Annotated in this window: 24 protein-coding genes and 1 pseudogene; 10 read left to right on the top strand and 15 right to left on the bottom strand. The window is 63.1% G+C overall.

Going from position 1 to position 23,894, the window contains the following annotated elements; genetic code table 11:
• Positions 1-31 precede the first annotated feature (31 nt).
• The 3 genes from CKW40_RS11905 to CKW40_RS11895 all read right to left on the bottom strand — a co-directional run bounded on the left by CKW40_RS11905 (position 32) and on the right by CKW40_RS11895 (position 2,657).
• Positions 32-1,603 carry a GMC family oxidoreductase gene (locus CKW40_RS11905; protein ID WP_095200078.1) on the bottom strand — a complete coding sequence of 524 codons (1,572 nt, stop codon included), beginning with the start codon at positions 1,601-1,603 and terminating at the stop codon, positions 32-34.
• 47 nt (positions 1,604-1,650) lie between these two features.
• Entirely contained in the window at positions 1,651-2,181 is a 531-nt protein-coding gene (locus CKW40_RS11900; protein WP_095200077.1) for a Twin-arginine translocation pathway signal, read from the bottom strand.
• Positions 2,182-2,261: 80 nt separating this feature from the next.
• The gene (locus CKW40_RS11895; RefSeq protein ID WP_095200076.1) at positions 2,262-2,657 is read right to left on the bottom strand and encodes a VOC family protein; all 396 of its coding nucleotides are present in this window, start codon (positions 2,655-2,657) and stop codon (positions 2,262-2,264) included.
• 228 nt (positions 2,658-2,885) lie between these two features.
• On the opposite strand from CKW40_RS11895, the gene CKW40_RS11890 reads away from it, so the two are divergent.
• Positions 2,886-3,191 carry a ribbon-helix-helix domain-containing protein gene (locus CKW40_RS11890; protein ID WP_095200075.1) on the top strand — a complete coding sequence of 102 codons (306 nt, stop codon included), beginning with the start codon at positions 2,886-2,888 and terminating at the stop codon, positions 3,189-3,191.
• Here the strand turns inward: CKW40_RS11890 and CKW40_RS11885 are convergent.
• Together CKW40_RS11885 and cckA are read right to left on the bottom strand one after the other, a co-directional pair.
• Positions 3,188-3,901, bottom strand: coding sequence for a purine-nucleoside phosphorylase (locus CKW40_RS11885; protein ID WP_095200307.1), 714 nt, complete (start codon positions 3,899-3,901; stop codon positions 3,188-3,190). The two genes, CKW40_RS11890 and CKW40_RS11885, sit on opposite strands and share 4 nt — an antisense overlap.
• A gap of 90 nt (positions 3,902-3,991) precedes the next feature.
• Positions 3,992-6,568, bottom strand: a complete 2,577-nt coding sequence (gene cckA / locus CKW40_RS11880; protein WP_095200074.1) for a cell cycle histidine kinase CckA — start codon at positions 6,566-6,568, stop codon at positions 3,992-3,994.
• Positions 6,569-6,895: 327 nt separating this feature from the next.
• On the opposite strand from cckA, the gene CKW40_RS11875 reads away from it, so the two are divergent.
• Complete coding sequence (locus tag CKW40_RS11875) at positions 6,896-7,639, top strand: flagellar biosynthetic protein FliO (protein WP_095200073.1); 744 nt, start codon at positions 6,896-6,898, stop codon at positions 7,637-7,639.
• A 157-nt stretch (positions 7,640-7,796) separates the two neighbouring features.
• Here CKW40_RS11875 and dksA read toward each other — a convergent pair whose 3' ends face one another.
• Positions 7,797-8,213 carry an RNA polymerase-binding protein DksA gene (gene dksA / locus CKW40_RS11870; protein WP_006202025.1) on the bottom strand — a complete coding sequence of 139 codons (417 nt, stop codon included), beginning with the start codon at positions 8,211-8,213 and terminating at the stop codon, positions 7,797-7,799.
• Positions 8,214-8,489: 276 nt separating this feature from the next.
• On the opposite strand from dksA, the gene CKW40_RS11865 reads away from it, so the two are divergent.
• The 4 genes from CKW40_RS11865 (at position 8,490) to CKW40_RS11850 (ending at position 12,301) form a co-directional block, all read left to right on the top strand.
• Positions 8,490-8,993, top strand: coding sequence for a SixA phosphatase family protein (locus CKW40_RS11865; RefSeq protein WP_095200306.1), 504 nt, complete (start codon positions 8,490-8,492; stop codon positions 8,991-8,993).
• A 75-nt stretch (positions 8,994-9,068) separates the two neighbouring features.
• Positions 9,069-10,544, top strand: coding sequence for a YcjX family GTP-binding protein (locus tag CKW40_RS11860; protein WP_095200072.1), 1,476 nt, complete (start codon positions 9,069-9,071; stop codon positions 10,542-10,544).
• Complete coding sequence (locus CKW40_RS11855; protein WP_095200071.1) at positions 10,541-11,626, top strand: YcjF family protein; 1,086 nt, start codon at positions 10,541-10,543, stop codon at positions 11,624-11,626. The genes CKW40_RS11860 and CKW40_RS11855 overlap by 4 nt, the downstream gene beginning before the upstream one ends.
• A 123-nt stretch (positions 11,627-11,749) precedes the next feature.
• Complete coding sequence (locus tag CKW40_RS11850; protein ID WP_095200070.1) at positions 11,750-12,301, top strand: hypothetical protein; 552 nt, start codon at positions 11,750-11,752, stop codon at positions 12,299-12,301.
• A gap of 91 nt (positions 12,302-12,392) precedes the next feature.
• On the opposite strand, the gene CKW40_RS11845 is transcribed toward CKW40_RS11850, so the two are convergent.
• The 3 genes from CKW40_RS11845 to CKW40_RS11835 all read right to left on the bottom strand — a co-directional run bounded on the left by CKW40_RS11845 (position 12,393) and on the right by CKW40_RS11835 (position 15,093).
• Positions 12,393-12,659 carry a hypothetical protein gene (locus CKW40_RS11845; protein WP_095200069.1) on the bottom strand — a complete coding sequence of 89 codons (267 nt, stop codon included), beginning with the start codon at positions 12,657-12,659 and terminating at the stop codon, positions 12,393-12,395.
• Positions 12,660-12,835: 176 nt separating this feature from the next.
• Positions 12,836-14,044, bottom strand: a complete 1,209-nt coding sequence (locus CKW40_RS11840; protein ID WP_095200068.1) for an MFS transporter — start codon at positions 14,042-14,044, stop codon at positions 12,836-12,838.
• A 59-nt stretch (positions 14,045-14,103) separates the two neighbouring features.
• The gene (locus CKW40_RS11835) at positions 14,104-15,093 is read right to left on the bottom strand and encodes an AraC family transcriptional regulator (protein ID WP_179297943.1); all 990 of its coding nucleotides are present in this window, start codon (positions 15,091-15,093) and stop codon (positions 14,104-14,106) included.
• 160 nt (positions 15,094-15,253) lie between these two features.
• Between CKW40_RS11835 and CKW40_RS11830 the strand changes: the two genes are divergently transcribed.
• Together CKW40_RS11830 and CKW40_RS11825 are read left to right on the top strand one after the other, a co-directional pair.
• Positions 15,254-17,089, top strand: coding sequence for a monovalent cation:proton antiporter-2 (CPA2) family protein (locus tag CKW40_RS11830; protein ID WP_095200067.1), 1,836 nt, complete (start codon positions 15,254-15,256; stop codon positions 17,087-17,089).
• Between the two features lie 15 nt (positions 17,090-17,104).
• Positions 17,105-17,645: pseudogene (locus tag CKW40_RS11825) on the top strand (DUF924 family protein).
• Positions 17,646-17,680: 35 nt separating this feature from the next.
• Here CKW40_RS11825 and folK read toward each other — a convergent pair.
• The 3 genes from folK to folP are packed head-to-tail and all read right to left on the bottom strand — an operon-like array spanning position 17,681 to position 19,391.
• Positions 17,681-18,193 (bottom strand): 2-amino-4-hydroxy-6-hydroxymethyldihydropteridine diphosphokinase, encoded by a 513-nt coding sequence (gene folK, locus CKW40_RS11820; RefSeq protein WP_095200066.1) that lies wholly within the window; start codon positions 18,191-18,193, stop codon positions 17,681-17,683.
• Positions 18,177-18,536, bottom strand: coding sequence for a dihydroneopterin aldolase (gene folB, locus CKW40_RS11815; RefSeq protein ID WP_010909658.1), 360 nt, complete (start codon positions 18,534-18,536; stop codon positions 18,177-18,179). Before folB ends, folK begins: the two co-directional genes overlap by 17 nt.
• Before the next feature lie 3 nt (positions 18,537-18,539).
• Entirely contained in the window at positions 18,540-19,391 is an 852-nt protein-coding gene (gene folP / locus CKW40_RS11810) for a dihydropteroate synthase (RefSeq protein ID WP_095200065.1), read from the bottom strand.
• Between the two features lie 115 nt (positions 19,392-19,506).
• On the opposite strand from folP, the gene CKW40_RS11805 reads away from it, so the two are divergent.
• Both CKW40_RS11805 and CKW40_RS11800 read left to right on the top strand, forming a co-directional pair.
• Positions 19,507-20,130 (top strand): DUF922 domain-containing Zn-dependent protease, encoded by a 624-nt coding sequence (locus CKW40_RS11805; protein ID WP_095200064.1) that lies wholly within the window; start codon positions 19,507-19,509, stop codon positions 20,128-20,130.
• A gap of 230 nt (positions 20,131-20,360) precedes the next feature.
• Positions 20,361-21,842 (top strand): MDR family MFS transporter, encoded by a 1,482-nt coding sequence (locus tag CKW40_RS11800; RefSeq protein ID WP_095200063.1) that lies wholly within the window; start codon positions 20,361-20,363, stop codon positions 21,840-21,842.
• A gap of 9 nt (positions 21,843-21,851) precedes the next feature.
• Here the strand turns inward: CKW40_RS11800 and CKW40_RS11795 are convergent, their stop codons facing one another.
• From CKW40_RS11795 to CKW40_RS11785, 3 genes are all read right to left on the bottom strand, one after another.
• Entirely contained in the window at positions 21,852-22,883 is a 1,032-nt protein-coding gene (locus CKW40_RS11795; RefSeq protein ID WP_095200062.1) for an NAD(P)/FAD-dependent oxidoreductase, read from the bottom strand.
• A gap of 98 nt (positions 22,884-22,981) precedes the next feature.
• Positions 22,982-23,302, bottom strand: coding sequence for a 2Fe-2S iron-sulfur cluster-binding protein (locus CKW40_RS11790; RefSeq protein WP_095200061.1), 321 nt, complete (start codon positions 23,300-23,302; stop codon positions 22,982-22,984).
• A gap of 96 nt (positions 23,303-23,398) precedes the next feature.
• Positions 23,399-23,767, bottom strand: coding sequence for an Hpt domain-containing protein (locus CKW40_RS11785; protein ID WP_095200060.1), 369 nt, complete (start codon positions 23,765-23,767; stop codon positions 23,399-23,401).
• Between the last annotated feature and the right edge of the window lie 127 nt (positions 23,768-23,894).

Below are 23,894 nucleotides of genomic sequence, written 5' to 3'. Positions count from 1 at the left end.
TAGGTTCCGCGCCAGCAGGCAGTCGGGGAGGTCAGATGGTCTTGGCCGACATCTGGGCGGCGATATAATCGGCCTGGCGGATCGCCAGCGAGACGATCGTCAAGGTCGGGTTTTCGGCGGCACCCGTCGTGAACTGGCTGCCGTCCGACACGAACAGGTTCTTGATGTCGTGCGTCTGGCCATGCTTGTTGACGACGCCGTCCTCCGCCTTCTCGCTCATTCGGTTGGTGCCGAGATTGTGGGTCGAGGGATAGGGTGGCGTCGGGAAGGTGCGCGTGGCGCCGACCGCGTCGTAAAGTGCTGTGGCCTGCTTGTAGGCATGGTTGCGCATCGCCGTGTCGTTCGGGTGGTCGTCGAAATGCACGTCGGCGATCGGCATGCCGTGCTCGTCCTTCTCGTCGGCATGCAACGTGATGCGGTTCTCCTCGCGCGGCATGTCCTCGCCAACGATCCACAGGCCGGCCATATGGTCGTAATGGTCGAGCGCCGTGGTGAAGGAACGTCCCCAGCCGCCTGGATTGAGGAAAGCGGCCATGAACGGCAGGCCGAGCGACAGCGTCTCGAACTCGTAGCCGCCGACAAAGCCGCGTGACGGATCATGCCGCGCCTCGTCGCGGATAATGCCGGCCATGGTGGTGCCGCGATACATGTGCACCGGCTTGTCGAAGATGGCATAGACCGAGCCGGTGGTGTGGCGCATGTAGTTCTTGCCCACCTGCCCTGACGAATTGGCGAGGCCATGCGGGAATTTGGCCGATTGCGAATTGAGCAGCAGGCGTGGACTCTCGATCGAGTTGCCGGCCACGGCGACGATGCGGGCCTTCTGCTCCTGCAGCTTGCCGTCCTTGTCGGCGTAGACGACGCCAGTCACCTTGCCAGAAGCGTCGTGGTTGATCTTGATCACCATGGCGTTCGGCCGGACTTCGAGATGGCCTGTCGCCTCGCCCTTGGGGATCTCGGTGTAGAGCGTCGACCATTTGGCGCCCCATTTGCAGCCCTGGAAGCAGAAGCCGGTCTGCTGGCAGGAGTTGCGGTCGTCGCGCTCGACCGAGTTGATCGCCATGTTGCCGGTATGGCATTCCTTGTAGCCGAGCTTGTCGGCGCCGGCCTTGAGAACCTTGAAATTGTTGTTGCCCGGCAGTCTCGGCCAGTTGTTGGTGCCGGTCACGCCCATCTTGGCTTCCGCCTTGGCGTAATAGGGCTCCATTTCGGTCAGCGTGACTGGCCAGTCGAGAAGGTTTGCGCCCTTCACCTTGCCATAGGTCGTTGCCGTTTTGAACTCGTGCTCCTGGAAGCGCAGCGAGGCACCGGCCCAGTGCGTGGTCGAGCCGCCAACCGACTTGACGATCCAGGCCGGCAGATTCGGGAAATCCTTGGCCACACGCCAGTCGCCGGATGTGGTGCGCTTGTCCTTCCAGGCGAGTTGGGTGAATGAATCCCACTCGTCATTGATGAAGTCCTCATATTCGTGGCGGGCGCCCGCCTCGAGGATGACGACATCGATGCCCTTCTGTGCCAGTTCGTTGCCGAGCGTGCCGCCGCCGGCGCCGGAGCCGATGATGACGACCACACCGTCGTTCTTCAGATCAAATTGTGCTGCCATGGTTTCCTCCCATGAGATCGGTCAAAAGTGGTTGCGGACAGAGCGGCTCAGAGCCACTCGATGTCGTTGAAACCACGCGCGATGTAGCCGCCCTTGGAGTAGGACTCGCCCTCGTAACCGAAGATCGGCCACACCTCTTTCTGGTTGTAGAGACTGACGACAAGACCGCCGCGCACCGCCTGGAAGAAAGGCGTCTTCTCGATCTCGGTGAGCAGCGCCACGCGCTGTTCTTCCCAGCCGAGCCCGCGATAACCACCCTTGCCGGCCTTCTTGTCGAGTTCGGCAATGCCCTTCTCGATCAGCTCCTTATGGGCAGGATCCTTGGCGGCCATCTCGTCATGGCCCTTGACGGCGATGGCGTAATATTTGTCCGGCACCTGGTCATGCGGATAGATATCGCGCGCCAGCTGGATCAACGTCGCCATCGTCTCGGGCTTCAGCGCCGAGGTCTCCAGCCCCCAGGCATGCTCCGGGCTGATGATGGCGCTGCCGGAAATGACAAGCAGCGCACCGACGCCGCCGCGTTTGAGCAGCTCGCGCCGTGACAGGCCGGGCTTCCTCTCATAGATCGTGACCATAGTTTCCTCCCTGCTTGCTGTTCGCACCCCTTGAGGGGTGCCGTTGCTGGCGCCGCGCCGGTACGCGCGGCCGGTTTCCCCTATTGAAAACGTCCCCCACGCTGCAGGACCTCGATCTTGTAGCCGTCGGGATCCTCGATGAAGAAAAAGCGGGCGATGAGCGAACCGTCGCGGTTGAACTCGACGATCTTTTTCGGATTGAGACCGAGCGCGCCGAGCCGGTCGTGTTCGCTGTCGAGATCGGCGACCGAGACCGCGAGGTGGCCATAGCCGTCACCAAGCGCATAAGGCTCCTGCCGGCCCTTGTTGACGGTCAATTCGACTTCAAAAGGCGTATCGGCATTGCTGAGATAAATCAGCGTAAAAGTCTCGAAATCCAGCCGTTGGGCGATCTCCAGGCTGAACGCCTTGCTGTAGAAATCGATGGACCGGGCCTCGTCGAGAACCCGGATCATGGTGTGGATCGCCTTCGCCAAATCAAACTCCGCAGCGTTCGTGCTTTCGAAGGTGATTATGCGCGCCGGTGGAGATAAGGTGGTGGCAGCCGATTACCACGCATAAGATCGGGAAACGGGTACATACGTTAAGGACGAAAGTCCGATTGCCGTAGTCGACGGTCCGGTCGAAAATGAAATCGCAGGCAGTGATCAAAAGGCGCCGATGGCCCCGTCGACGCCCAAGACCAACAAAAACGGGAGGTTACGATGTGCAGAGTGTTTGCCGCACAGGATCCGGAAGGCTATCGCCAGATCAACCGGTCGATTCGCATCGATGGACATTCGACCAGCATCCAGCTCGAGGCGACGTTCTGGGCCTTGCTTGACGAAATCGCCGAAAGCCAGAACCTGACGACGCCCAAATTCATCTCGAAACTTTACGACGAAGCCATCGAGATCAATGGCCAGATTCCCAATTTCGCCTCCATGCTGCGCACCACCTGTGCGCTCTATCTGCGCGGCCACCGACCCAGCATGGACGAACGGATGGCTCTGAAGCAAGAAGCCGCCTAGCGCCCCTCTATGGCAACCTCGAGCGCCAGCCGGCTCATATCGGTGAAAAGCGCCTGGCGTTCCGCATAATCGGCCTGTTCGCCGGTAACCAGATTGTCGACGACGGTCAGCAGCGATAAGGCCCTCGCGCCGAAATGCGCCGCGATGCGGTAGAGCGCGCTGGTTTCCATGTCCACGGCCAGCGCTCCGAGCGCTCTTGCTTCGGCGTAGCGGGTGCGCGCTTCAGGATGGTAGAATATGTCGGTGCAGGCTGTCAGCCCGGCGTGATGGTCGATGCCGAGTTCGGCTGCCTTGGCCAATGCACAAGCGAGCAGGCCCGGATCCGGGCCGGCATCGGCTTGGTAAAGGCCAAAGACCTGACCGCTCTCGGTGTTTTCCGGCCGTGCCGCTTGGGAGATCACCAGGCTGCGCAGCTTGGCCTCGGCGCGGAGGCCGCCGCAGGTCCCGGTGCGGATCAATGTTCGGGCGCCATAATAGTCAAGCAATTCATGAACATAGATCAGAAACGATGAAACACCGATGCCCGTCGACTGAATGCTGATGGGCTGGCCGCGATAAAGGCCGGTATAACCGAGAGCACCCCGCCGGCGATTGACGCAGCGTGGCGCTTCCAGAAATGTCCGCGCCATCCATTCGGCGCGCTGCGGGTCACCCGGCAGCAGCACCGTATCGGCGTAATCGCCCTTGCCTGCCTCGATATGTGGCGTCAACCGCTGCTCCCCCAAGCCCGCCTGCCCTCTCGCCCGCAATCATGGCGTTGTCAGGGCGTTGCACAAGGCTGGCCATTGAAGAAAGCTAAATTAGGACTCCAGCATATCCTTGACGATCGTCGCCAATTGCTTGAGCGAAAACGGCTTCGGCAGGAAGCCGAAATGCGCGTCGGCCGGCAGGTTCCTGGCGAAGGCGTCCTCGGCATAGCCGGACACAAAGACGAACTTGATATCCGGCTGGCGCTTGCGCAACTCGCCAAGCAAGGTCGGCCCGTCCATCTCCGGCATCACCACGTCGGAAACGACGATGTCGACCTTGCCGCCCAGGGCTTCGAAGACTTCCAGCGCCTCGACGCCGGAGGACGCCTCATGCACGGTATAGCCACGCGAGGTCAGCGCCCGCATGCCTCCCATGCGCACGGCATCCTCGTCCTCGACCAGCAGCACCGTGGCCGACCCCGACAGATCCTTGGTGCTGTCGACCGGCTTGACCGGCGCGGCGCTCGGCGCGTCCCCGGGTTCGGCCGCCTTCTTCGCGTCCGCGATGTGACGCGGCAGGAAGATGCGGAAGGTCGATCCCTTGCCGACTTCGGAATCGCAGAAAATGAAGCCGCCGGTCTGCTTGATGATGCCGTAGACCATGGACAGGCCAAGGCCCGTGCCCTTGCCGACCTCCTTGGTGGTGAAGAACGGCTCGAAGATCTTCTTCAGCACGTCGGGCGCGATGCCGCTGCCGGTGTCCTCGACCTCGACCACGACATAGTCGGCCACGGCGAGTTCGCGGTAGGGGAAGGTCTTGCACTCCTCGGTCGTGACGTTACGGGTGCGCACGGTAAGATCGCCGCCGGCAGGCATCGCGTCGCGCGCGTTGACCGCCAGATTGACCACCACCTGCTCGAACTGGCCGATATCGACCTTGACCGGCCACAGGTCGCGGCCGTGATCGATCTTCAGCTTGATGTCGTTGCCGACCAGGCGGGCAAGCAGCATCCTGAGATCGGCGAGCACGTCGGTCAGGTTCAGCACTTCCGGCCGCAGCGTCTGCTTGCGCGAGAAGGCCAGCAACTGCCTGACCAGCGAAGCCGCGCGGTTGGCATTCTGCTTGATATTCATGATGTCGGGGAAGGACGGATCCGACGGCCGATGATTGGTCAAAAGCAGGTCCGACGCCATGATGATGGCGGTCAGCACATTGTTGAAATCGTGGGCGATGCCGCCGGCGAGCTGGCCGACCGCCTGCATCTTCTGGCTTTGCGCCATCTGCCCTTCGAGCGCCTTCTGCTCGGTGGTCTCGACGGCGTAGACGATGGCCGATTCCTCGGCGCCCTCGCCGCCGGTGCCGTCGGCGACGGCGTTGACGTAGAAACGGATGTGCCGGTCTTCGTTGCCGGGCAGCACGGTGTCGATCGGCTCGATGTCGGCCTGCCGCTGCCGGGCTTTCTCGAATGCGGCGGCAAAGGCCGGCCGCTCACGCTCATGGATCACCGTGTCGAGCCGCACGCGGCGATCCACGGCGTCCCGGTCGACGACCGAGGCAAATAGCGACAGGAAGGGCGCGTTGGTGCGCAGGATGCGCCCGCTGGCATCGACGCCCGCGATTGCCATCGGCGTCGAATTGAAGAAGCGGGTGAAGCGCACTTCCGAGGCGCGCAGATCGGCCGACGCATCCTCGCCCTGCGTGCGGTTGAGCACGATCGTGCGCGTCGGGCCGCCGATACCTTCTCGGCTGGCCGAAACGCGATGCATGAAGCGCACTGGCAGTGCTTGCCCCGACATTGTCGTCAGGTCGAGATCGATGACCGCGTTGCGCGTCGTGCCGGGGTCGGCCTTGACCGAGCGCACCAGCGCCATGCCGTCGCCGGCGACGATATCCGGCAAGGTGACGGCGCCGGGCGTGAAACTGGCGAGATCGATGCCCAGCCATTCCGCGAGCGTGGCGTTGATGTAGGTAACGCGGCCGTCCTGGTCGGCGGAAAAGAAGCCGGCCGGGGCGTGGTCGAGGTGATCGATGGCCTTCTGCAGATCGAGGAAGAAACGCTCCTGCTCGGCCCGTTCCTGCGAAATGTCGGCGAGTTGCCAGGCCAGCATCGGCAGCCGCTGGCCCGGAACGCTGAAGGTGCGGGCGCGCGCCCTGTACCAGCGGGCGCCCGGTTCGGCGCCGGGCCGGATCGATTGCGCCAGCCGAAACTCGCCGTCGCCCGGCTGGCCGTCACGCAGGCCGGAGGCCAACCGGTAAATGGTCACCGAGGCCTCGGGAACATCCGAAAGCAGCCCTTCGACCGTCTTGAGGTCGGCGGCCGAGGACGCCCCGGTCATGTCGGCGTAGGCCCGGTTGGCGTAGACGACGCGGCCCTTGGTGTCGGTGACCAGCAGGCCTTGCGCCATCGAATCGACGAAAGCCTTCGACAGTTCATCGCCGGTCGAGCGCGGCGTGACCTGGACGAAGCCGATCGCGGTGGCGAACAGGAAGCCGACGCCGATCATCGCCAGCACGCCCAGCATGCCAAGCAGGAAGGGATCGCCGAGGCGCTCGCGGAACAGGCCGAAGACGATGGCCGCGCCCGTCAGAACGACAATGAAGATGATGAGCCGGGTGACCGCGCCCGGTCGCGTGTTCTGGTCGACGATCGGTACCGGATAGAAATCGCCGCGCGCTTCCTTGGCCATATGCCCCCTGCTCGTGAAGTCCGATGTTCCGACACCCGCCCCTAGTGCATGTCGCCCAAATGTGACTTCGGTTTTGGGAAAACGACATGCATGAAAACAAGGACCTAAAGCGCGTCGCATGAATCGGCCTCAGCGCGACGCGCTTTAGCCGGTTGAATCATATTCTCCTAGTCCGGAAAAGGCCCGGGCGGCAAATGTCAGATAAAAATGATGCTGGCCGGCCTTCCCAGTGTTTCAAGCTGTTCACGATGCGTGAAAGGCAACTTGCGGTGGCCAGCCGCAACGGTCTAGTGTCGCGTCACTTTCCAAACCGATCAGGGGAAACCAATGCAGTGGCTGGATAGCGTGGCGGGCCCTGGTTATGCGGCGGCACTCCTGTGGACCTTCGCGGCGCTGATCCTGCTGGTCATCGTGCTCGTGATCATCAGGCTCGTGCGCAACCTGACATTCGGCACGTTTGTCGCGGGTGGCCGGAACCGCAAGACCCGGCTCGCGGTCATGGACGCCACCGCCGTCGACAGCCATCGCCGGCTGGTGCTGGTGCGCCGCGACGACATCGAGCATCTGCTTCTCATCGGCGGCCCGACCGACGTCGTCGTCGAACGCGACATACGCCTTGCCGCGCCACGCCGTCCGGCGCTGACTGGAGATGGCGGGCTGCAGCCTGTCCCGGCCACCGCGGCCCCGGCGGCAAAACCGCGGCCGCCTCAGCCGGCTCCCGCACCGGCACGACCGGCACCGCAACCGGTGACCGCGGCGGCGGCGCCTGCCCGCCCGCGCCCGGCAGCGCCACCACCAGCGCCCGCACCGAAACCGGTGGCGCAAACCTATCAGTCGACCAATGTCACGCCACTGCCTGCCTACGGCTCCGCCAACGCCAATGCCGTCAGGCACGCGCCACCGCCGCCAAGGCAGGAGAGCATCGACGACGCGCTGATGAAGGACCTGGAGGTTTCGCTCGACCAGCCGCGCGCCGGCGGCCCTGTGGGCAAACCGGTAGCCAAGGCGCCGCAGTCGCTCGACGATGAAATGACCAAGCTTCTGGGCGAACTTTCCAGCCAGAAGAGATGATTGGCGTCTGAGCCGTCCGCCCCGGCGATCGAGCCGAGGTTTGAATACGCTTGCGCGTGATGCAATGGATTTGCCAACAAAAATGGCCGGAAAAATCCGGCCATTTTGAGAACAATTTCACTGCAAGTGCCCTGAACCACAGCCCAGAAGCAATGCGTCAGTCGTCGCGATAGACTTTTTCGCGGCGCTCATGCCGTTCCTGCGCTTCGATCGACAAGGTGGCGATCGGGCGGGCGTCGAGCCGCTTCAGCGCGATCGGCTCGCCAGTTTCCTCGCAATAACCGTAAGTGCCTTCATCGATGCGCTGCAGCGCCGAATCGATCTTTGAGATGAGCTTTCGCTGACGATCGCGAGCCCTGAGCTCGATGGCGCGGTCCGTTTCCGAAGAGGCGCGATCCGCGAGATCGGGGTGGTTGGCGTTTTCCTGCTGCAGGATTTCGAGAGTTTCGCGCGCTTCGCGCAGTATGTCATTTTTCCAGGTGACGAGCTTTAGGCGGAAGTAGGATTTCTGCCGTTCGTTCATGAACGGCTCGTCTTCGGAGGGTACGTAATCGGCGGTAACGATGTCGTTCATTCGACTCACCCAAACTGCCCCAAATTTGGCGCCTATATATTCGCCGCCAGACGCCTGCACAAGCGCAATCGGCCATCGACTCACGCAATTGTTAAAGTGCCCGGCCGGCGCTCGTTGGAGCGGGATGCCTCTGATTCGATGGAGAAAGTGCCCTCGACCCTTTGCCAACCTGCCTCGTGCGTGATCCATTGCCCGGGGAACACGCACCGTTGTGCGCCATGTGCTTCTTACGGCTAATCGCGTATGGCTTCGGCTTTCGGCATCATTGGAGGTTGGGTGAGCAGGCTCTATCTGTTGCGGCACGCCAAGGCCGGTTGGGCGCTGCCCGGTATGCGCGATTTCGATCGCCCGCTCGACGCATCCGGCCGCGCCGATGCCGAGATGATAGGCGCCGCCATGCGCTCACGTGGCTATGTCCCCGACCTGACTTTGTGCTCCAACGCCAAGCGCGCCAAGGAAACGCTCGAAGGCCTGGCCGGCCAGACCGACACCGGCAAGGTGCTGTTTTTCGACACGCTCTACAGCGAAGACGCGGCCGGTTATCTCCGTCTTATCCGCGAGCATGGCGGGCCGGGTTCACTGCTGGTCATCGGCCACAACCCGATGACGGAGGATCTTGCCATGGCGGTTTCGGGCGACGGCGACGAGACGGCACGTGCCACGCTCAATCATGGCTTCCCGACCTCGGGCCTGGCGGTCGTGCGTTTCCTGGACGATCTGGCGAAAGCCGCCCAGGAAGCGGGTTATCTCGAAGCGTTTCTGACACCGGCCGATCTCTGATACCGGTTCCGGCGCCATTTCAAAGCCGGGTTTCAACGCCTATATCGGACGGACCGAAGCCCGAGAGATCACATTTTGGCATCATCGCTGACCACCTTCACCGACGAGGCAAGAATTGCCCTCGATACGCTGTCGGGACGCGCCACCGGGCTTTTTTCTCCGTCACTGCGGTTGGGCGTTACAGGCCTTTCGCGCGCGGGCAAGACGGTGTTCATCTCCGCGCTGGTCCACAATCTGATCCATGGCGGGCGCCTGCCGCTGTTCGAGGCGCAGAAATCCGGGCGCATCGCGCGCGCCTTCCTCGAAGAGCAGCCTGACGACGCCGTACCGCGTTTCCAGTACGAGGACCACGTCGCCGCCTTGGTCAACGACCGCGCCTGGCCCGATTCGACGCGAGCCATCTCGGAACTGCGGCTGACCATCGAATATGAATCGGCCTCCGGCTGGAGCCGCATGTTCTCTTCAGGCAAACTGTCGGTCGACATCGTCGATTATCCCGGCGAATGGCTGCTCGACCTGCCGCTGCTCGGCAAATCCTTTGCCGATTTTTCACGCGAGGCCATCGACATGGCCGCTCTGCCGGTGCGCGAGGATCTTTCGCGGGCCTGGCGGGCGATCTCGGCGGAAATCGACCCGAATGCCGACGCCGACGAGATGACGGCACGCCGCCTCGCCGAAAGCTTCGCCGCCTACCTCAAGGCCTGCAAGCTCGACGAACGCGCGCTTTCGACCTTACCGCCCGGCCGTTTCCTGATGCCTGGTGATCTCGAAGGCTCCCCCGCCCTGACCTTCGCGCCGCTGGCCGGCCTCGACAGGCGTCCGCGCCCGGGGTCGCTGCACGCCATGATGGAAAGGCGCTACGAGGCCTACAAGACGCATGTCGTGAAGCCTTTCTTCCGCGAACACATCACCCGCCTGGACCGCCAGATCGTGCTGATCGATGCCATGCAGGCGCTGAACGCCGGCCCTGGCGCCATGGCCGACCTCGAGCGCGCCGTGACCGAAATCCTCAGCTGTTTCCGCCCCGGCCGGGGCAGCTTCCTGACCGACCTGTTTTCGCGGCGCATCGATCGCATACTGGTCGCCGCGACCAAGGCCGATCACCTGCACCACGAAAGCCATGACCGGTTGCAGGCCATCGTGCGGCGGCTGGCCGACCGCGCCGTGGCGCGGGCGAATTTCACCGGCGCCGATGTCGACGTGGTCGCCATGGCGGCGGTGCGGGCAACCCGCGAAGGCACGGTCAAGCAGGGCCGCGAGACCTTGCCTGTCATCATAGGCACGCCGATCGCCGGCGAGAGGATCAACGGCGAGACATTCGATGGAAAGACCGAAACCGCTATATTTCCCGGCGACTTACCGGAGAAGATTGATGCAGTGTTCGACATCTCCGGCCCCGACCACAGGCAGGATTCCGAGGACCCGGCAATCCGCTTCGTCCGGTTCCGTCCGCCAAAACTCGAACGCACCGCCGAGGGCGTCACGCTTTCTTTGCCGCATATCAGGCTCGACCGCGCCTTGCAGTTCCTGATCGGAGACCATCTGGCATGACCCTGCCCCGCAAGCCGGCGGCCTTTCGCATCGAGCCGGAGGTCAAGCCAACTCAAGAGGCGCCAAAGCCGCGCCAGGCTGAGCTCTCGCGCAAACCCCGCGCAATGAAGACCGATGTCGCGCTGGTCATACCGGCGGAAGTCGACGTTTTCGACGAGCCCGACATTATTGCCGCCGAACCGCCGCCGGCGATCGCCCCCAGAAAGCGCTCGCTATTCGGCAGCATCTTCTTCGGCGCCATCGGCGTGCTGGTTTCGCTGGCCGTCGGCTTGTGGACCGACCAACTGATCCGCGACCTCTTCGCCCGTGCCGAATGGCTGGGCTGGCTGGCCGCCGGCATGGCCGCTATCGCATTGCTGGCGCTTCTGGTGATCCTGATTCGCGAATTCCTGGCGATCGCCCGCCTTGCCGAAGTCGAAAAACTGCAAAAACGCGCGCTCGACGCCATCGCCCGCGACGATCCCAAGGCGGCACGATCGGTGGTCGACGAGCTTTCGGCTTTCGTCGCGGCCAAGCCGGAAACCGCAGCAGGCCGGCGGGCGCTGGCCGAACTGCGCGGCGAAATCATCGACGGCGGCAATCTGGTGCGCCTGGCTGAAACGGAGATTCTCGGCCCTCTGGACGCGAGAGCCAAGGTGATGATTCTTGAGGCCGCCAAACGCGTCTCGCTGGTGACGGCGGTCAGCCCGCGCGCGCTCGTCGATGTCGCCTATGTCGTGTTCGAGGCCGGACGCCTCATCCGCCGTCTCTCGGAACTCTATGGCGGACGCCCGGGAACGCTGGGTTTCTTCCGCCTGGCGCGCAGCGTGCTGGCGCATCTGGCGGTCACCGGTTCGATCGCCGTCGGCGACAGTTTCGTCCAGCAGATCGTCGGCCACGGCCTGGCGGCACGGCTTTCGGCAAAACTTGGCGAGGGCGTCGTCAACGGCATGATGACGGCGCGCATCGGCATCGCGGCGATGGAAACGGCGCGCCCCCTGCCCTTCAGCGCCGCGAAGCGCCCGGGACTGGGCGATTTCCTCTCGGCACTGACATCGTTTGCCGCAAAGAAGGACACCGAAACGCCCGGCCCCGGCAAATAGCGTTTTACGCTTCGAGACGGTGAACGGATTGCGGTTTCGAGGCCTCGCAGTGACGAAGCATTAACCAATCTTCTTCATGGTCAGACCGGTTCCAAACAGCCTCTTTGTTGCCGGGTGTCGTCGATGAAAAGCGTAATTCTGTCCAGCGTCTTGCCCCTGGCCGTCGCGATCACAGCAGTCGTCGGTGTCGCCTCGGGGGCTTCCGCTACAGAGCCGGACAAGCAATTCTTCCAGGCAGCCGAAGGCAAATGGGTCGGCCCGGGCGAGATCGTCGCCGGCAAGTACAAGGGCACGAAATTCAACTGCAGCTTCACCGGCTCGACGCCGGACGGCAAGATGGGCATGACGCTCGACGGCGGCTGCCGGGTCGGCATGTTCACCCAGCAGATGTCGGCCAAGATCGAGCGCAAGGGCCGCGATTACAAAGGTTCCTTCATGGGTGGCGCGGACGGCGCAGGCCTCGATATCATCGGCGGCAACGTTGTCGATGCCCGCAAAGTGGTCTTCACCATCAACCGCAACCAGTTGCGCGGCGTGATGCAGGCCCGTATTCCCGACGACAATTCGATGACCGTGACGGTTGCCGTGCGTGTCCAGGACCAGCTGGTGCCGGTCATCGGCATGAGCTTGAAGCGCGTCGATGCCGTCGAGGTCGGCTCCATCGCGCCGAACTGAGCGCCTATCGCGCTGTACCCCTGACACATCCCAAAAGCAAAGAGGCGGCAGCCCATCGCTACCGCCTCCTTGAACCAGTCGAATCAGGCGCTTAGCCCTTGATGGCTGCCGTCACCTCGTCATACGCCTTGCAGGCGTCGGCGAGCGTCGTGGCGCCCTGGTACTTGGTTGTCACCGCCTGGACCTTGGCGGTCAGGTCAGCCGCCTTGGACGGATCCTTGGTGATCGCTTCCTGCAGCGCGGCAGCCATGTCCTGCGCCTTCTTGGTCGCGATCTCGGCCGTGCATTCAGGTGCCTTCGAACAGGCCGAACCGGCAAGCACCGCCAGGCCGACGGCAACAAGCAAAAACTTCTTCATGTCAGTCATCTCCTCAAAAGGGCGCGACTTGATCGTCGCTCACCCTCCAATGGCCGAAGCCGAGCGTCCTTAGCCCTCGATTGTGGCAACACGCAACGCGCGCATGGCGTAAACTTGTGTAACGTGCCTGCAATATTGTCCGGGCCGGATTCGGCCTACTGTGTCAGCGGCAAAGTTTAGTTGCGCGGCTGTAGCAGCGCCAGGATGGCTGTCGATGCGGCAAGGATAGCAGTCGCGGTCAAAGGCGCTGTAGGGCCATAGGTGTCCACAGCATAGCCGCCGACAACCGCGCCGATGGTGATGGCAACCTGAAAAGAGGCGACCATCAGGCTGCCCGCTGCTTCCAGCGCGTCCGGCGCTGCGCGAGACAAATTTGTCGGCAGCACCACCGGCGCCATGCCGAAGGCGAAGCCCCACAGCGTAGCGAAGCCAAAGGCAACGCCAATGTGCACGCCCCAAAGCACCAATGCCAGCGCCGCAAACGCCATCAATGCGGCGGTAACCACGAGAGCCACGTGGATATTGGCGTCGGCCATGCGGCCACCGGCAATATTGCCGATCACTGCGGCGATGCCAAATCCGAGCAACGCCAGGGCAATTGGCCCGGTTGCAAGGAGCGTCACATGTTCGAGAAAGGGACGCACATAGACCGAGCCGGCAAAATGCCCCGTCATCAGCAAAAGAATGGCAAGCATACCAAGTTGAATGCCACGCCGCCGTGTCAGCCGAAGGACGTCTGCAAGACTATTGCTTGCCGTTGCAGGCAAAGACGGCAGGCTAAGCAACTGCAGCAACATGGCAACCACGGCCAGCCCCGCTGTCATGGCCATGGCGCTGCGCCATCCCAGCCAGTCGCTGATCAGCGCACCCATCGACGGTGCGGCAATGGTGGCGAGCGAGACGCCGAGGGTGACGATAGCCATGCCCCGACCTGTCGCATTGGCGCCAACCAGCCTCGCGACGACGGCGACCGAAAGCGCCCAGAAAGCGCTGAGAGCGATTCCCAGCCCGGCCCGGCCTAACAACAGCAGCCAGAAATTGGGCGCCAGCGCCGCAAGAATATTGGAAGCGACCGCTAGGGCCATGAGGCCAACCAGCACCGTCTTGCGGTTCAATCGGCCGATCAGAACATTGCTCAACATGGCCGTCACGGCGCCGACAGAAGCGGTGGCGGTGACGACCTGTCCGGCCGTTCCCTCGCTGATGCCGAGATCGCGCGCCATTGGCGTCAGCAGACCTGCCGGCAGAAATTCGGCTGAGACCAGGGCAAAGCTGGTGGCCGCCAATGAAATGACCGCGAACCAGGTGGTTGCGCTCCACGCGGCCGGCGCAGCGGCATCAACGTCTATCGCCGCGTCTTCAAGTTGTAATGTTGTGTCAGTCACGGAAAGATCTCCAAAGTTTGGAGATCTTCATAAACGAGTCTTTTCGGATGATATGTATCTCAAAATCCGAAATCCATGTCTATTCGTCCAGGAATTGTGCGACGCACAACGCCTGGCGAAACATTGGTGATGCGCTTGAAGGCGCGAGCGAAGGATGCCTCGGAATCATAGCCCAAGCGGGTAGCAACCTCGGCCACCGACAAGCCGTTTTGCCCCAACAACTCGCGGGCAAGCTGCATGCGCAAACGGGCGAGATAGCGTGCAGCACCCTCTCCCAATACAGCGCTGAAGCGCTCGGCGAAAATCGAGCGCGATTGGCCTGCCAGGCTGGCGAGGCTTTCGAGCGTCCAGTTATGGCCGGGGTCTCTGTGCATGGCTGCCAGAGCGCGGCCAATATGGGGGTCGCGGATGGCAGCGAGCCAACCGGTGGTCGAAGCTCCCGTACAATTGACCCAGCAGCGAATGAGCCGGGCTGTCAGCAAGTCCGCCATACGCGACAAGATGGTGGCGCTGCCCATCTGCGGTTGCGCGGCCTCCGCGGTCATGGCCGCCAGCAACGGACCAACCACCGGGTCATTGCCGGCCACGTCGCAACCCTTGATGATAGGCGGCATCAGCGTGATCAATGGGTTTAAAGCACAGGCGCCTAAGGCCATTGAGCCGCAGAAAAGGGTGCTTGTCGCGCCCGTGCCTTCCCGTACGACTTCGCAGACGTTGCTCCCCAACTTGGTTACCCGGCAATCATCGAGCGAGCCGCTTGCAACGTCCGGAGCGCTGGCCAGCCGATGGGCGATGCCTTGCGGCAGCAGCACCAGATCGCCATCGCGCAACTCCTGCCAGCCTTGCGCTTCGGTATGGATCCAGCAAGGCCCCTGGCCGACAAAATGAAAACGAAGCAGCGATTGTTGCGGAAACTCTATGCTCCAAGGATGTCGGAGCTCGCAGCGGCCATAATTGACGCCGCTCAAGCGAAAGTCTTGTAGGACTTCGCTGAGCGCATCCATCGGAATATGGGACGGCGGAGACGGCCGGGACGAATGGATAGTCATCCCGCCGATATAGATACCAATCGTCCGGCAGGCAAGCGGACACGGTTGTTCCACCAGGGGAAACGCTTCAAAGGCACCTACCCGTCCTGGCAGGCTCCCCGCCCTTGCCTCCCGCTCCAACTGCATGCAAGGAGTGCTGTCGGACATAGGGACAAGAGGCATGGCAGCGGAAGCGTCGGGCAGCGATCTCATTCAGGTGGTGGCGCTGCTTGCCGCGGGTGTCGTCGCCGTTCCGATCTTCAAACGCATGGGCCTCGGCTCGATCCTGGGCTATCTCGCCGCCGGCGTGGTGATCGGCCCGTTTGGCCTTCGTATCTTTTCCGAATCAGGGGCCATCCTGCATGTCGCCGAACTCGGCGTCGTCATGTTCCTGTTCATCATCGGACTGGAAATGCAGCCGTCGCGGCTGTGGGGCCTGCGCCGCGAGATTTTCGGGCTCGGCGCGCTGCAGGTGGGCGTCTGCGCGGTTCTGCTGACCGGTGTCGGTGTGGCCGGAGGCTTTCCAGTCTCGCAATCCTTCGTCGCCGGCGCCGGTTTCGTGCTGACTTCGACGGCGATCGTCATGCAGCTGCTCGAGGAACGTGGCGAAATCGCCTCGCCGAAAGGCCAGCGCATCGTTTCCATCCTGCTGCTGGAAGATCTGGCCATCGTGCCGCTGCTGGCCCTGATCGCGTTCCTGGCGCCGGGCGGCGCCGACACCAGCGTGTCGGAAAGGCTGACCGAGGTCAGCATCGGCCTTGCCGCGATCGTCGGGCTGGTGCTGGCCGGGCGCTATCTGCTCAACCCCTTCTTCCGCATCCTGGCGGATGCCCGCGCCCGTGAGGTGATGACGGCCGCGGCACTTCTGGTCGTGCTCGGATCGGCACTCGCCATGCAGCTCAGCGGTCTGTCGATGGCGATGGGCGCGTTCCTGGCCGGCGTTCTTCTGTCCGAATCGACCTTCCGCCATCAGCTGGAAGCCGATATCGAGCCGTTCCGCGGCATCCTGCTCGGCCTGTTCTTCCTTGCGGTCGGCATGTCGCTCGACCTGCACGTGGTGGTCGCGAACTGGAAGCTGATCGCCATCTATGTCGTCGCCTACATGGTGATGAAGGCGCTCGGCATTTACATCGTCGCCCGCATCCTCAAAACAGGCCATCGCGAAGCGCTGGAACGCGCTGTCTTCATGGCGCAGGGCGGTGAATTCGCCTTCGTCCTCTACTCCGCCGCCGCTGCGGTCGGCATCATCGACAGCCAGGCCAACGCGACGTTGACGGCAATCGTCATCATTTCCATGGTGCTGACGCCATTGGCGATCATCGCCTTGCGCTATGTCACGCCGCGCGACGAGCAGTCGCTCGACGGGGTCGATGTCGCCGACGGCCTCACCGGCAGCGTGCTGGTCATCGGCTTCGGCCGCTTCGGCCAGATCGCCAGCCAGCCGCTGCTGCTGCGCGGCATCGACGTGTCGATCATCGACAACGATGTCGAGATGATCCAGGCGGCCGCCGATTTCGGCTTCAAGGTCTATTATGGCGACGGCACGCGGCTCGACATCCTGCGCGCCGCGGGCGCGGGCCAGGCACGCGCCGTGCTGATCTGCGTCGACAAGGCCGATGCCGCCGTTCGCATCGCCGAGCTCGTCAAGGCTGAGTTTCCCTTGCTTACCGTGCTGGCGCGCGCCTTCGATCGCGGCACAGCTCTGCAACTCATCCGCGTCGGCGTCGACTATCAGCTGCGCGAGACCTTCGAATCGGCGCTGGTTTTCGGCGGCTCAGCCCTGGAATCGCTTGGCGTCGATCCTGAAGACGTCGCCGAGACGATCGAGGACGTCAGGCGCCGCGACACCGACCGTTTCGAAACCCAGCTCGCCGAAGGCATACGCGCCGGCCAGCGCTTCTTGCGGGGCAATATCGGTACGCCGATTCCGACACCGCTCTCCACGCCGCGCCGCCCTGGTAAGGCCCTCAATGAAGAGACGGCCGGCGTTCTGCACAAATCCGAAACTGCCGATTGAACTAAGGATTCATGCATGGACTTGGACAGCAGGGCCCTGTCGGTCACCAAATTCTGGCGTGACGCCGGCGAGGATGCCTGGTTCGAGAAGAGCTTTCGATGCCGCTTTTCGCGACCGCTTTCTCGACCTGCACCATGCCGCCGCGCGGCGCGAATGCGACGCCTGGTCGGAGCACGCCGAAGGCTCGCTGGCGCTGATGATCCTGCTCGACCAGTTTCCGCGCAATTGCTTTCGCGGCACCGGCCATATGTGCGCCACCGACCCGCTGGCGAGGCATTTCGCTCAAAAGGCGGTCACATCAGGGCATGATCTGGCGCTGGAACCGGAACTCCGCGTGTTCCTGTATTTGCCGTTCGAACATTCGGAAAACCTTGCCGACCAGGACATTTCGGTCGAACTGCACACCGCCAGGGCCGAGTTCAACCTGAAATACGCACTGGAGCATCGCGACATCATCCGGCGCTTCGGCCGCTTTCCGCACCGCAACAGGATGCTTGGCCGCGAGACGACACCGGAAGAACAGGCATTTCTCGACGGCGGTGGGTTTTCCGGCTGATCGCTATGACGGCCAGCGACCACCTGACGGAGAGCTCAGGTCAGCCACCAATCCCGGCCGGACGGCAGGCATTCGATGCCTGATGCGTCGACTGCAGCCAATCGCTCCGACACGCTTCGCCCGCCGACAGCAAGGTCCGGCGCGATTTCGGCCAGCGGCGCCAGCACGAAGGCGCGCTCCAGCATGCGGGGATGCGGCACTTCCAGCCCGGTCTCGTGGATGACGCGGTCGCCGAACACCAGAATGTCGATATCGATCAGGCGTGGCCCCCAGCGTTCCTCGCGCACACGCTTCAGCTTCCGCTCCGCGTCGAGGCAGAGGTCGAGCAGCGCCCGCGGCGAGAGCCGGGTCGACAATTCGGCCGCGGCGTTGAGGAAATCGGGCTGATCAAGCTTGCCCCAGGGCGGCGTGCGGTAGAGCGAGGAGACGGCGGCGACGCGCGTGTCCGCATCGGCGTCGAGAATGCGCAGCGCAGCAGCCATCGAGGCAGCCGGGTCGCCCAGATTGCCGCCAAGGCTGAGGTAGACGGTGTTACTCGGGCCAGACAACGGTCACCTCGACATAATCGAGCACACCCGGCACCGGCGCGTTCGGCTTGCGCACGGTGATTTCGGCCCTCCTGATCTGCGGAAACCGCTCCGTCAGCGCCTTTGCCACTTCCATGGCCAGGGCCTCGATCAGGAAGCGCCGCTCGCCGGTGATGATCTTCTCGATCACCGTGAAGGCAATGCCATAATTGACGGTTTCCTCAATGGCATCGTCGACGAGCGCGCGCCCGGGTTCGACCGACAGCACAGCGTCGACATAGAAACGCTGGCCGAGCGCCTCCTCCTCGTCGAGCACGCCATGCCGGGCAAAGAAGGCGCAGTTCTTCAGACGGATGACATACATGGCTCAGCGTCCCGATGCGGCGGTTTCACGCGCCAGCATAGCATCCGCCACGGCCAGCGCGTCCACGTTGATTGCGACATCATGGACGCGGAACAGATGCGCGCCCTTGAGCCTGAGAATGACGCTGGTCGCCGCCGTCCCGGCGGCCCGGTCGGAAGCATCGCGGCCAGTGACGGTGCCGATGAAGCGTTTTCGCGAGGTGCCGGCCATCAGCGGAAAGCCGAGCGCATGGAGCTCGGAAAACCGCGCCATCAGGTCGAGATTTTCCTCAGCCGTCTCCTTGGCGAAGCCGAAGCCCGGGTCAAGCACGATGCGATCGTCCGCAATGCCGTTGCGGCGGGCGATCTCCAACGATTTTTCCAGGAACGCAAACTGGTCGGCGATGACGTCGGGCAGCTTCTCGCGGTCCCGCCCCGTATGCATGATGATGAGCCCGGCGCCGGTTTCGGCGGCGACCCGCGCAATATCGGGCTCGCGCTGCAGGCCCCAGACATCGTTGACGATATGCGCGCCGGCAGCCACCGCCAGCCGAGCGGTTTCGGCACGATAGGTGTCGACCGAAACCAACACCTCACTGGCGCTCGCCAGCGCCTCGATCACGGGCAAGACACGCGCCTGTTCCTCGCTGGCCGATAGGGTGGCGGCGCCCGGCCGGGTCGATTCTCCGCCGACGTCGATGATCTGGGCCCCCTCCCCGATCATGCGGCGCGCCTGGCTCAGCGCCGCTTCGGGCGCATCAAACAGGCCACCGTCGGAAAAGCTGTCGGGGGTGACGTTCAGGATGCCGACGACCACGGCCTTGCCGCCAAGGTCGAGATGGCGTCCATGCGCCAGCTGCCATCGCCTCGCCGTCATTGTTCATCAACCATGGGGCTCATCAACCAAGGGCTCATCAACGATGTGTGATCCGCAAAGGATCAATTCCGTTGCGTCGGCAACGGCCGTAAAGCAAGGTGGGTAAAGAGGCAATATGATGAAACGATCCCTGCTTTGCGCGCTGCTGCTTGCCGTGACCGCCGTCCCGGCGGGCGCAGCCAATCTGGTGAAAACATACAGCTATTTTTCCATTGGCGGCAGCACGCTCGAGGATATCGAGAAGCAGCTCTCCACACATGGGCCTCAGGTCAAAAGCACGGGCTCGCGCCACCCCGGCGCCACCCAGATGGCCTTCACCACCCGCATCAGCTACGCAAAGCAGGCTGGCTCCTGCCGGATCGCCGACGCGGCCGTGACCGTCAAAGTCAAGGTGATCCTTCCGGAATGGCGCCGCCCGCGCAAGGCGGACCCTGACGTGAAGCTGTTCTGGGACACGCTGGCCGCCGACATCAAGCGCCACGAAGAACGCCATGTCGAGATCGCCAAGAACCATGCCCGCGCGCTGGAAGACGCGCTGAAGGCGACCTATCCGCAGAAGGATTGCGGTGCGGCCAAGGCCAAGGCAGCCGAGATCACCGCCGCCATCCTCGCCAGGCACGATCGTGCGCAGGTGCAGTTCGATCGCGTCGAAAGCGTCAATTTCGAGAGCCGTATCCTGCGGCTCATGCGCTATCGCATCCAGCGCATCGAGAACGGCCGGTTGCCGCCACCGGCCTGAATTGCATCGGCGCCCTCAATGGCGCCGATGCAAGCCAAACGGGCCGAAGCGTAGTGCCAGTTTCGAAAAGTTTCGAAGGGCAGTCGAAATCGGCCTATACGGAAACGACATATCACGGGTTGGCAGGGCACAACCCTCGAGGCACGAGCACCACGACCGATCGCGCGGCGGACACACCAGGAAAGCCCAATCGGTGACCGGACAGCGCGCAAAGCACATGGACAAAGACTATGGACCAGGCTGCCGACAAGCAGACCATGGCGGCTGCCGCCACACCGCTGACCGAAAGTGAGAAGAATGCCATCATCGGCGGCGTTCTCCTGTCCATGCTGCTGGCGGCGCTCGATCAGACCATCATTGCGCCAGCCATGCCGACCATCGCGCGAGCGCTCGGCCATGCCGAGTATCTGCCCTGGATGGTCACCGGGTATCTCCTGACCGCAACCGCCGTGGCACCGCTCTACGGCAAGATTTCAGATGTTTATGGCCGTCGCCCGACCGTTTACGCGGCGATCCTCATCTTCCTCATCGGATCGGTGGTCAGCGCCATGGCTCCCAACATGTTCATGCTGGTGATAGGGCGCGCGATCCAGGGTGCCGGCGGCGGCGGTCTGTTTGCGCTGGCGCAAACCGTGATCGGCGACCTCGTGCCGCCCCGCGAACGCGCACGCTATGCGGCATGGGTCTCCGGCACCTGGGCCGTTGCCAGCATTGCCGGGCCATTGCTGGGCGGCACCTTCGCGCAGCATCTGCACTGGTCGCTGATCTTCTGGATCAACATTCCGCTTGGGCTCCTGGCCATGGCGATCATCAACAAGCCGCTGAAGAAGCTGCCGATCGCAGCCAAACATCACCGCATCGACGGATTGGGCGCTGTACTGCTGGTCATCGCCACCGCACTTCTGCTTCTGGCACTCAACTGGGGCGGCAGCACCTATCCGTGGTTCTCGCGCGAAATCTTCGGGCTGGTGGCCTGTTCTGCCGTGTTCTGGGCCTTGTTCGCCCTGAGGCTGCTGAGGGCCGCCGAGCCGTTGATCTCGCTTGAAGTGCTGAGCAACCCGATCATGCTCGCCGGTGCGCTGTCGATGTTCCTGCTGCAGGCGGCGAATATCGGCGCGTCGGTCTACTTGCCGGTCTATTTGCAAACCGTCATCGGGCTGTCCGTCAGCGAATCGGGAATGGCCATGCTCGGCCTTCTGCTCGGCACGGTCGCCGGTGCCGCTTCCAGCGGCCGCCTGATCCCCCGCTTCGTGCACTACAAGCGTATCGCCATGTTCGGCATCACTCTGGCCATTGCCAGCATCGGCGTGCTCAGTGCCATTGCGGAACACGCCTCGCTGCTCGAGGTCGAGATCCTGACCACCCTGATCGGCTTGGGCGGCGGCACGACATTCCCGGTCGCGACCGTCTCTGTCCAGAATGCCGTCGACCGAGCCCATCTCGGGGTTGCGACCGGCGTACTGACCTTCCTGCGTACGCTGGGTGGCGCGTTGGGCGTCGCCCTGCTCGGCGCCGTCGCGCTCGGCTATGGCCTGCCGCTCTCCGCCGAGGGCTCGCAGACGCATATTCAGCTGACATCGGCGTTGCCGTTCGTGATGATCTTCATCACCGCCGGCATCACGCTGATGCTGGGGCTTGTCGCAATGATGTTGATGCCGGAAAGGGCGCTGCGTGGCCGCGACGAGGCGGCCGCGCCCGTTCTCGCGGAATAGAAACGCTTCTTACCCCACCACGCCGAGCTTTTTCTGCAGGCTGGTCGACGAGGTCGTGTACTGGAACACGATCCGCTCGCCGGGGCTGATGATGCGCTTGGCCGCCTGCGCCATCAGCGCCACTTCGTGGAAGCCCGACAGGATCAGCTTCAGCTTGCCTGGATACGAGTTGATGTCGCCGACCGCGAAAATGCCGGGCACCGATGTCTGGAACTTCTCGGTGTCGACCGGGATCAGGTTTTCGTGGAGATTGAGCCCCCATTCCGCGATCGGCCCGAGCTTCATGGTCAGGCCGAAGAAGGGCAGCATGCGCGTGCATGGCACTTCGATATCGCCGTCCGGGCCACCCTTGATGGTGGCCGATGACAGCTGGCCATCGGCCCCTGCGAGCCCGGTCACCTGGCCAACCCTGAATTCCAGCTGCTTCATCTCCTGCATGGCATACATTTTGTTGACGCTGTCGGGCGCCGCGCGGAACTCGGGGCGCCGATGGACCAGCGTCACGCTCTTTGCCACCGGCTGCAGGTTCAGTGTCCAGTCGAGCGCCGAGTCGCCGCCGCCGACAATGACAAGGTCGTGGCCGCGAAAATCCTCCATCCGGCGCACCGAATAGAAGACGCTCTTGCCCTCATAGGGCTCGATGCCCGGAATGGGCGGGCGCTTAGGCTGGAACGAGCCGCCGCCGGCGGCGATCACCACCACCTTGGCTTCGAATACCTCGTTCTCGTCGGTGGTGACGCGAAAGCTGCCATCCTCCAGTTTCTCGAGGCTGGAGACCATGCGGTTGTAGGTGAAGTCAGGCTTGAACGGATGGATTTGCTCGAGCAGCTTGTCGACCAGCCCTTGCGCCGAGATCGAAGGCCAGCCGGGAATGTCGTAGATCGGCTTTTCCGGATAAAGTTCCGCGCATTGGCCGCCGGGTTTGTCGAGAATGTCGATCAGGTGGCATTTCATGTCGAACAGGCCGAGCTCGAACACGGCGAACAGGCCGACAGGCCCTGCCCCGACAATGAGGGCGTCTGTCTTGATTGTTTCGGTCATGCGATGTGTCCCCTTGGGAATGGGGCGAGACTGCATGAGCCGTGGCCTGCTGCCAAGCAGCAAGTGTCAAAGAAATTGGATCGTGGGCCGGCGCCGCCTTAGCCCTGGCGCTCCGGCACCCGCACCACCAGGCCGTCGAGCGCGTCGCGCACCTTGATCTGGCAGGACAGCCGCGAATTCGGCTGGACGTCGTAGGCGAAGTCCAGCATGTCCTCTTCCATCGCCTCCGGCTCGCCGACTTCCGCCGTCCAGGCCTCATCGACATAGACATGGCAGGTGGCGCAGGCGCAGGCGCCGCCGCACTCCGCCTCGATCCCCGGCACGGCGTGGCGGATGGCGTTTTCCATGACCGTCGAGCCGTTTTCGGCATCCACGTCGAATTGTGTGCCGTCATGGGCGATGAAGGTCAGTTTGGTCATTTGTCACCTGAGAGTTTCCGCCGAGATAATCACTCCGGCAGACAAGTCAACTGCCGCGCGAAAGCGCCGCTCGGTGACGTTTTTCCACAAACCGGGTCAGCGATTGATGGCGGCGATGAAATCGCGCACTTCGTCGATGAGCTTGCCAAGCCGCTTGAGCGTCTGGCCGTCTTCCGGGCTCCGCTCGATCTCGGTGGCGCAATCGGCGATGGCGAAGGCGCCGACGCCGCGAGCCGACCCCTTCAAACCATGCGCCAGCAGGAGCCGATCCTTGAGATCGGCATCGACTATTTTGTCGCGTACCGACAGCGCCTGCTGTACAAACAGCGCCAGCACCTCCTGCTCGAGGGCGCGGTCGCCCATCGTCTGCCGGGCAAGGTGTGCCAAATCGACCGGTCGGGACTGTCTGGTTCCCGATACGTCGCCCCCGGGCATTGAGAAGGCAATGCCGCTTTCGCCACGCATGAACTCGAACTCCGTTTTCTTCGGTCGCCTGAAAAACTAGGCGAATCCAATGGACAACGGGTTAATGAATGGCCGGGAAAAATGTTGCGAAAGCGGCGCCTAAATCACGCTTCCGTTAACCTTATAT

This window comes from Mesorhizobium carmichaelinearum, from assembly GCF_900199455.1.
In the GTDB taxonomy this organism is placed as follows: Bacteria; Pseudomonadota; Alphaproteobacteria; order Rhizobiales; family Rhizobiaceae; genus Mesorhizobium; species Mesorhizobium carmichaelinearum.
This window is presented reverse-complemented; position numbering and strand designations above follow the sequence as displayed.

What these genes read in the sequence shown, in the direction of transcription:
- CKW40_RS11850 (WP_095200070.1), top strand. Translation starts at nt 11,750, where the DNA reads ATGAAAAGCGTAATTCTGTCCAGCGTCTTGCCCCTGGCCGTCGCGATC.
- folB (WP_010909658.1), bottom strand. Translation starts at nt 18,536, where the DNA reads ATGTATGTCATCCGTCTGAAGAACTGCGCCTTCTTTGCCCGGCATGGC.
- CKW40_RS11855 (WP_095200071.1), top strand. Translation starts at nt 10,541, where the DNA reads ATGACCCTGCCCCGCAAGCCGGCGGCCTTTCGCATCGAGCCGGAGGTC.
- folP (WP_095200065.1), bottom strand. Translation starts at nt 19,391, where the DNA reads ATGACGGCGAGGCGATGGCAGCTGGCGCATGGACGCCATCTCGACCTT.
- CKW40_RS11835 (WP_179297943.1), bottom strand. Translation starts at nt 15,093, where the DNA reads ATGACTATCCATTCGTCCCGGCCGTCTCCGCCGTCCCATATTCCGATG.
- CKW40_RS11795 (WP_095200062.1), bottom strand. Translation starts at nt 22,883, where the DNA reads ATGACCGAAACAATCAAGACAGACGCCCTCATTGTCGGGGCAGGGCCT.
- CKW40_RS11875 (WP_095200073.1), top strand. Translation starts at nt 6,896, where the DNA reads ATGCAGTGGCTGGATAGCGTGGCGGGCCCTGGTTATGCGGCGGCACTC.
- cckA (WP_095200074.1), bottom strand. Translation starts at nt 6,568, where the DNA reads ATGGCCAAGGAAGCGCGCGGCGATTTCTATCCGGTACCGATCGTCGAC.
- CKW40_RS11830 (WP_095200067.1), top strand. Translation starts at nt 15,254, where the DNA reads ATGGCAGCGGAAGCGTCGGGCAGCGATCTCATTCAGGTGGTGGCGCTG.
- CKW40_RS11900 (WP_095200077.1), bottom strand. Translation starts at nt 2,181, where the DNA reads ATGGTCACGATCTATGAGAGGAAGCCCGGCCTGTCACGGCGCGAGCTG.
- CKW40_RS11890 (WP_095200075.1), top strand. Translation starts at nt 2,886, where the DNA reads ATGTGCAGAGTGTTTGCCGCACAGGATCCGGAAGGCTATCGCCAGATC.
- dksA (WP_006202025.1), bottom strand. Translation starts at nt 8,213, where the DNA reads ATGAACGACATCGTTACCGCCGATTACGTACCCTCCGAAGACGAGCCG.
- CKW40_RS11805 (WP_095200064.1), top strand. Translation starts at nt 19,507, where the DNA reads ATGATGAAACGATCCCTGCTTTGCGCGCTGCTGCTTGCCGTGACCGCC.
- CKW40_RS11845 (WP_095200069.1), bottom strand. Translation starts at nt 12,659, where the DNA reads ATGAAGAAGTTTTTGCTTGTTGCCGTCGGCCTGGCGGTGCTTGCCGGT.
- CKW40_RS11800 (WP_095200063.1), top strand. Translation starts at nt 20,361, where the DNA reads ATGGACCAGGCTGCCGACAAGCAGACCATGGCGGCTGCCGCCACACCG.
- CKW40_RS11905 (WP_095200078.1), bottom strand. Translation starts at nt 1,603, where the DNA reads ATGGCAGCACAATTTGATCTGAAGAACGACGGTGTGGTCGTCATCATC.
- CKW40_RS11790 (WP_095200061.1), bottom strand. Translation starts at nt 23,302, where the DNA reads ATGACCAAACTGACCTTCATCGCCCATGACGGCACACAATTCGACGTG.
- CKW40_RS11785 (WP_095200060.1), bottom strand. Translation starts at nt 23,767, where the DNA reads ATGCGTGGCGAAAGCGGCATTGCCTTCTCAATGCCCGGGGGCGACGTA.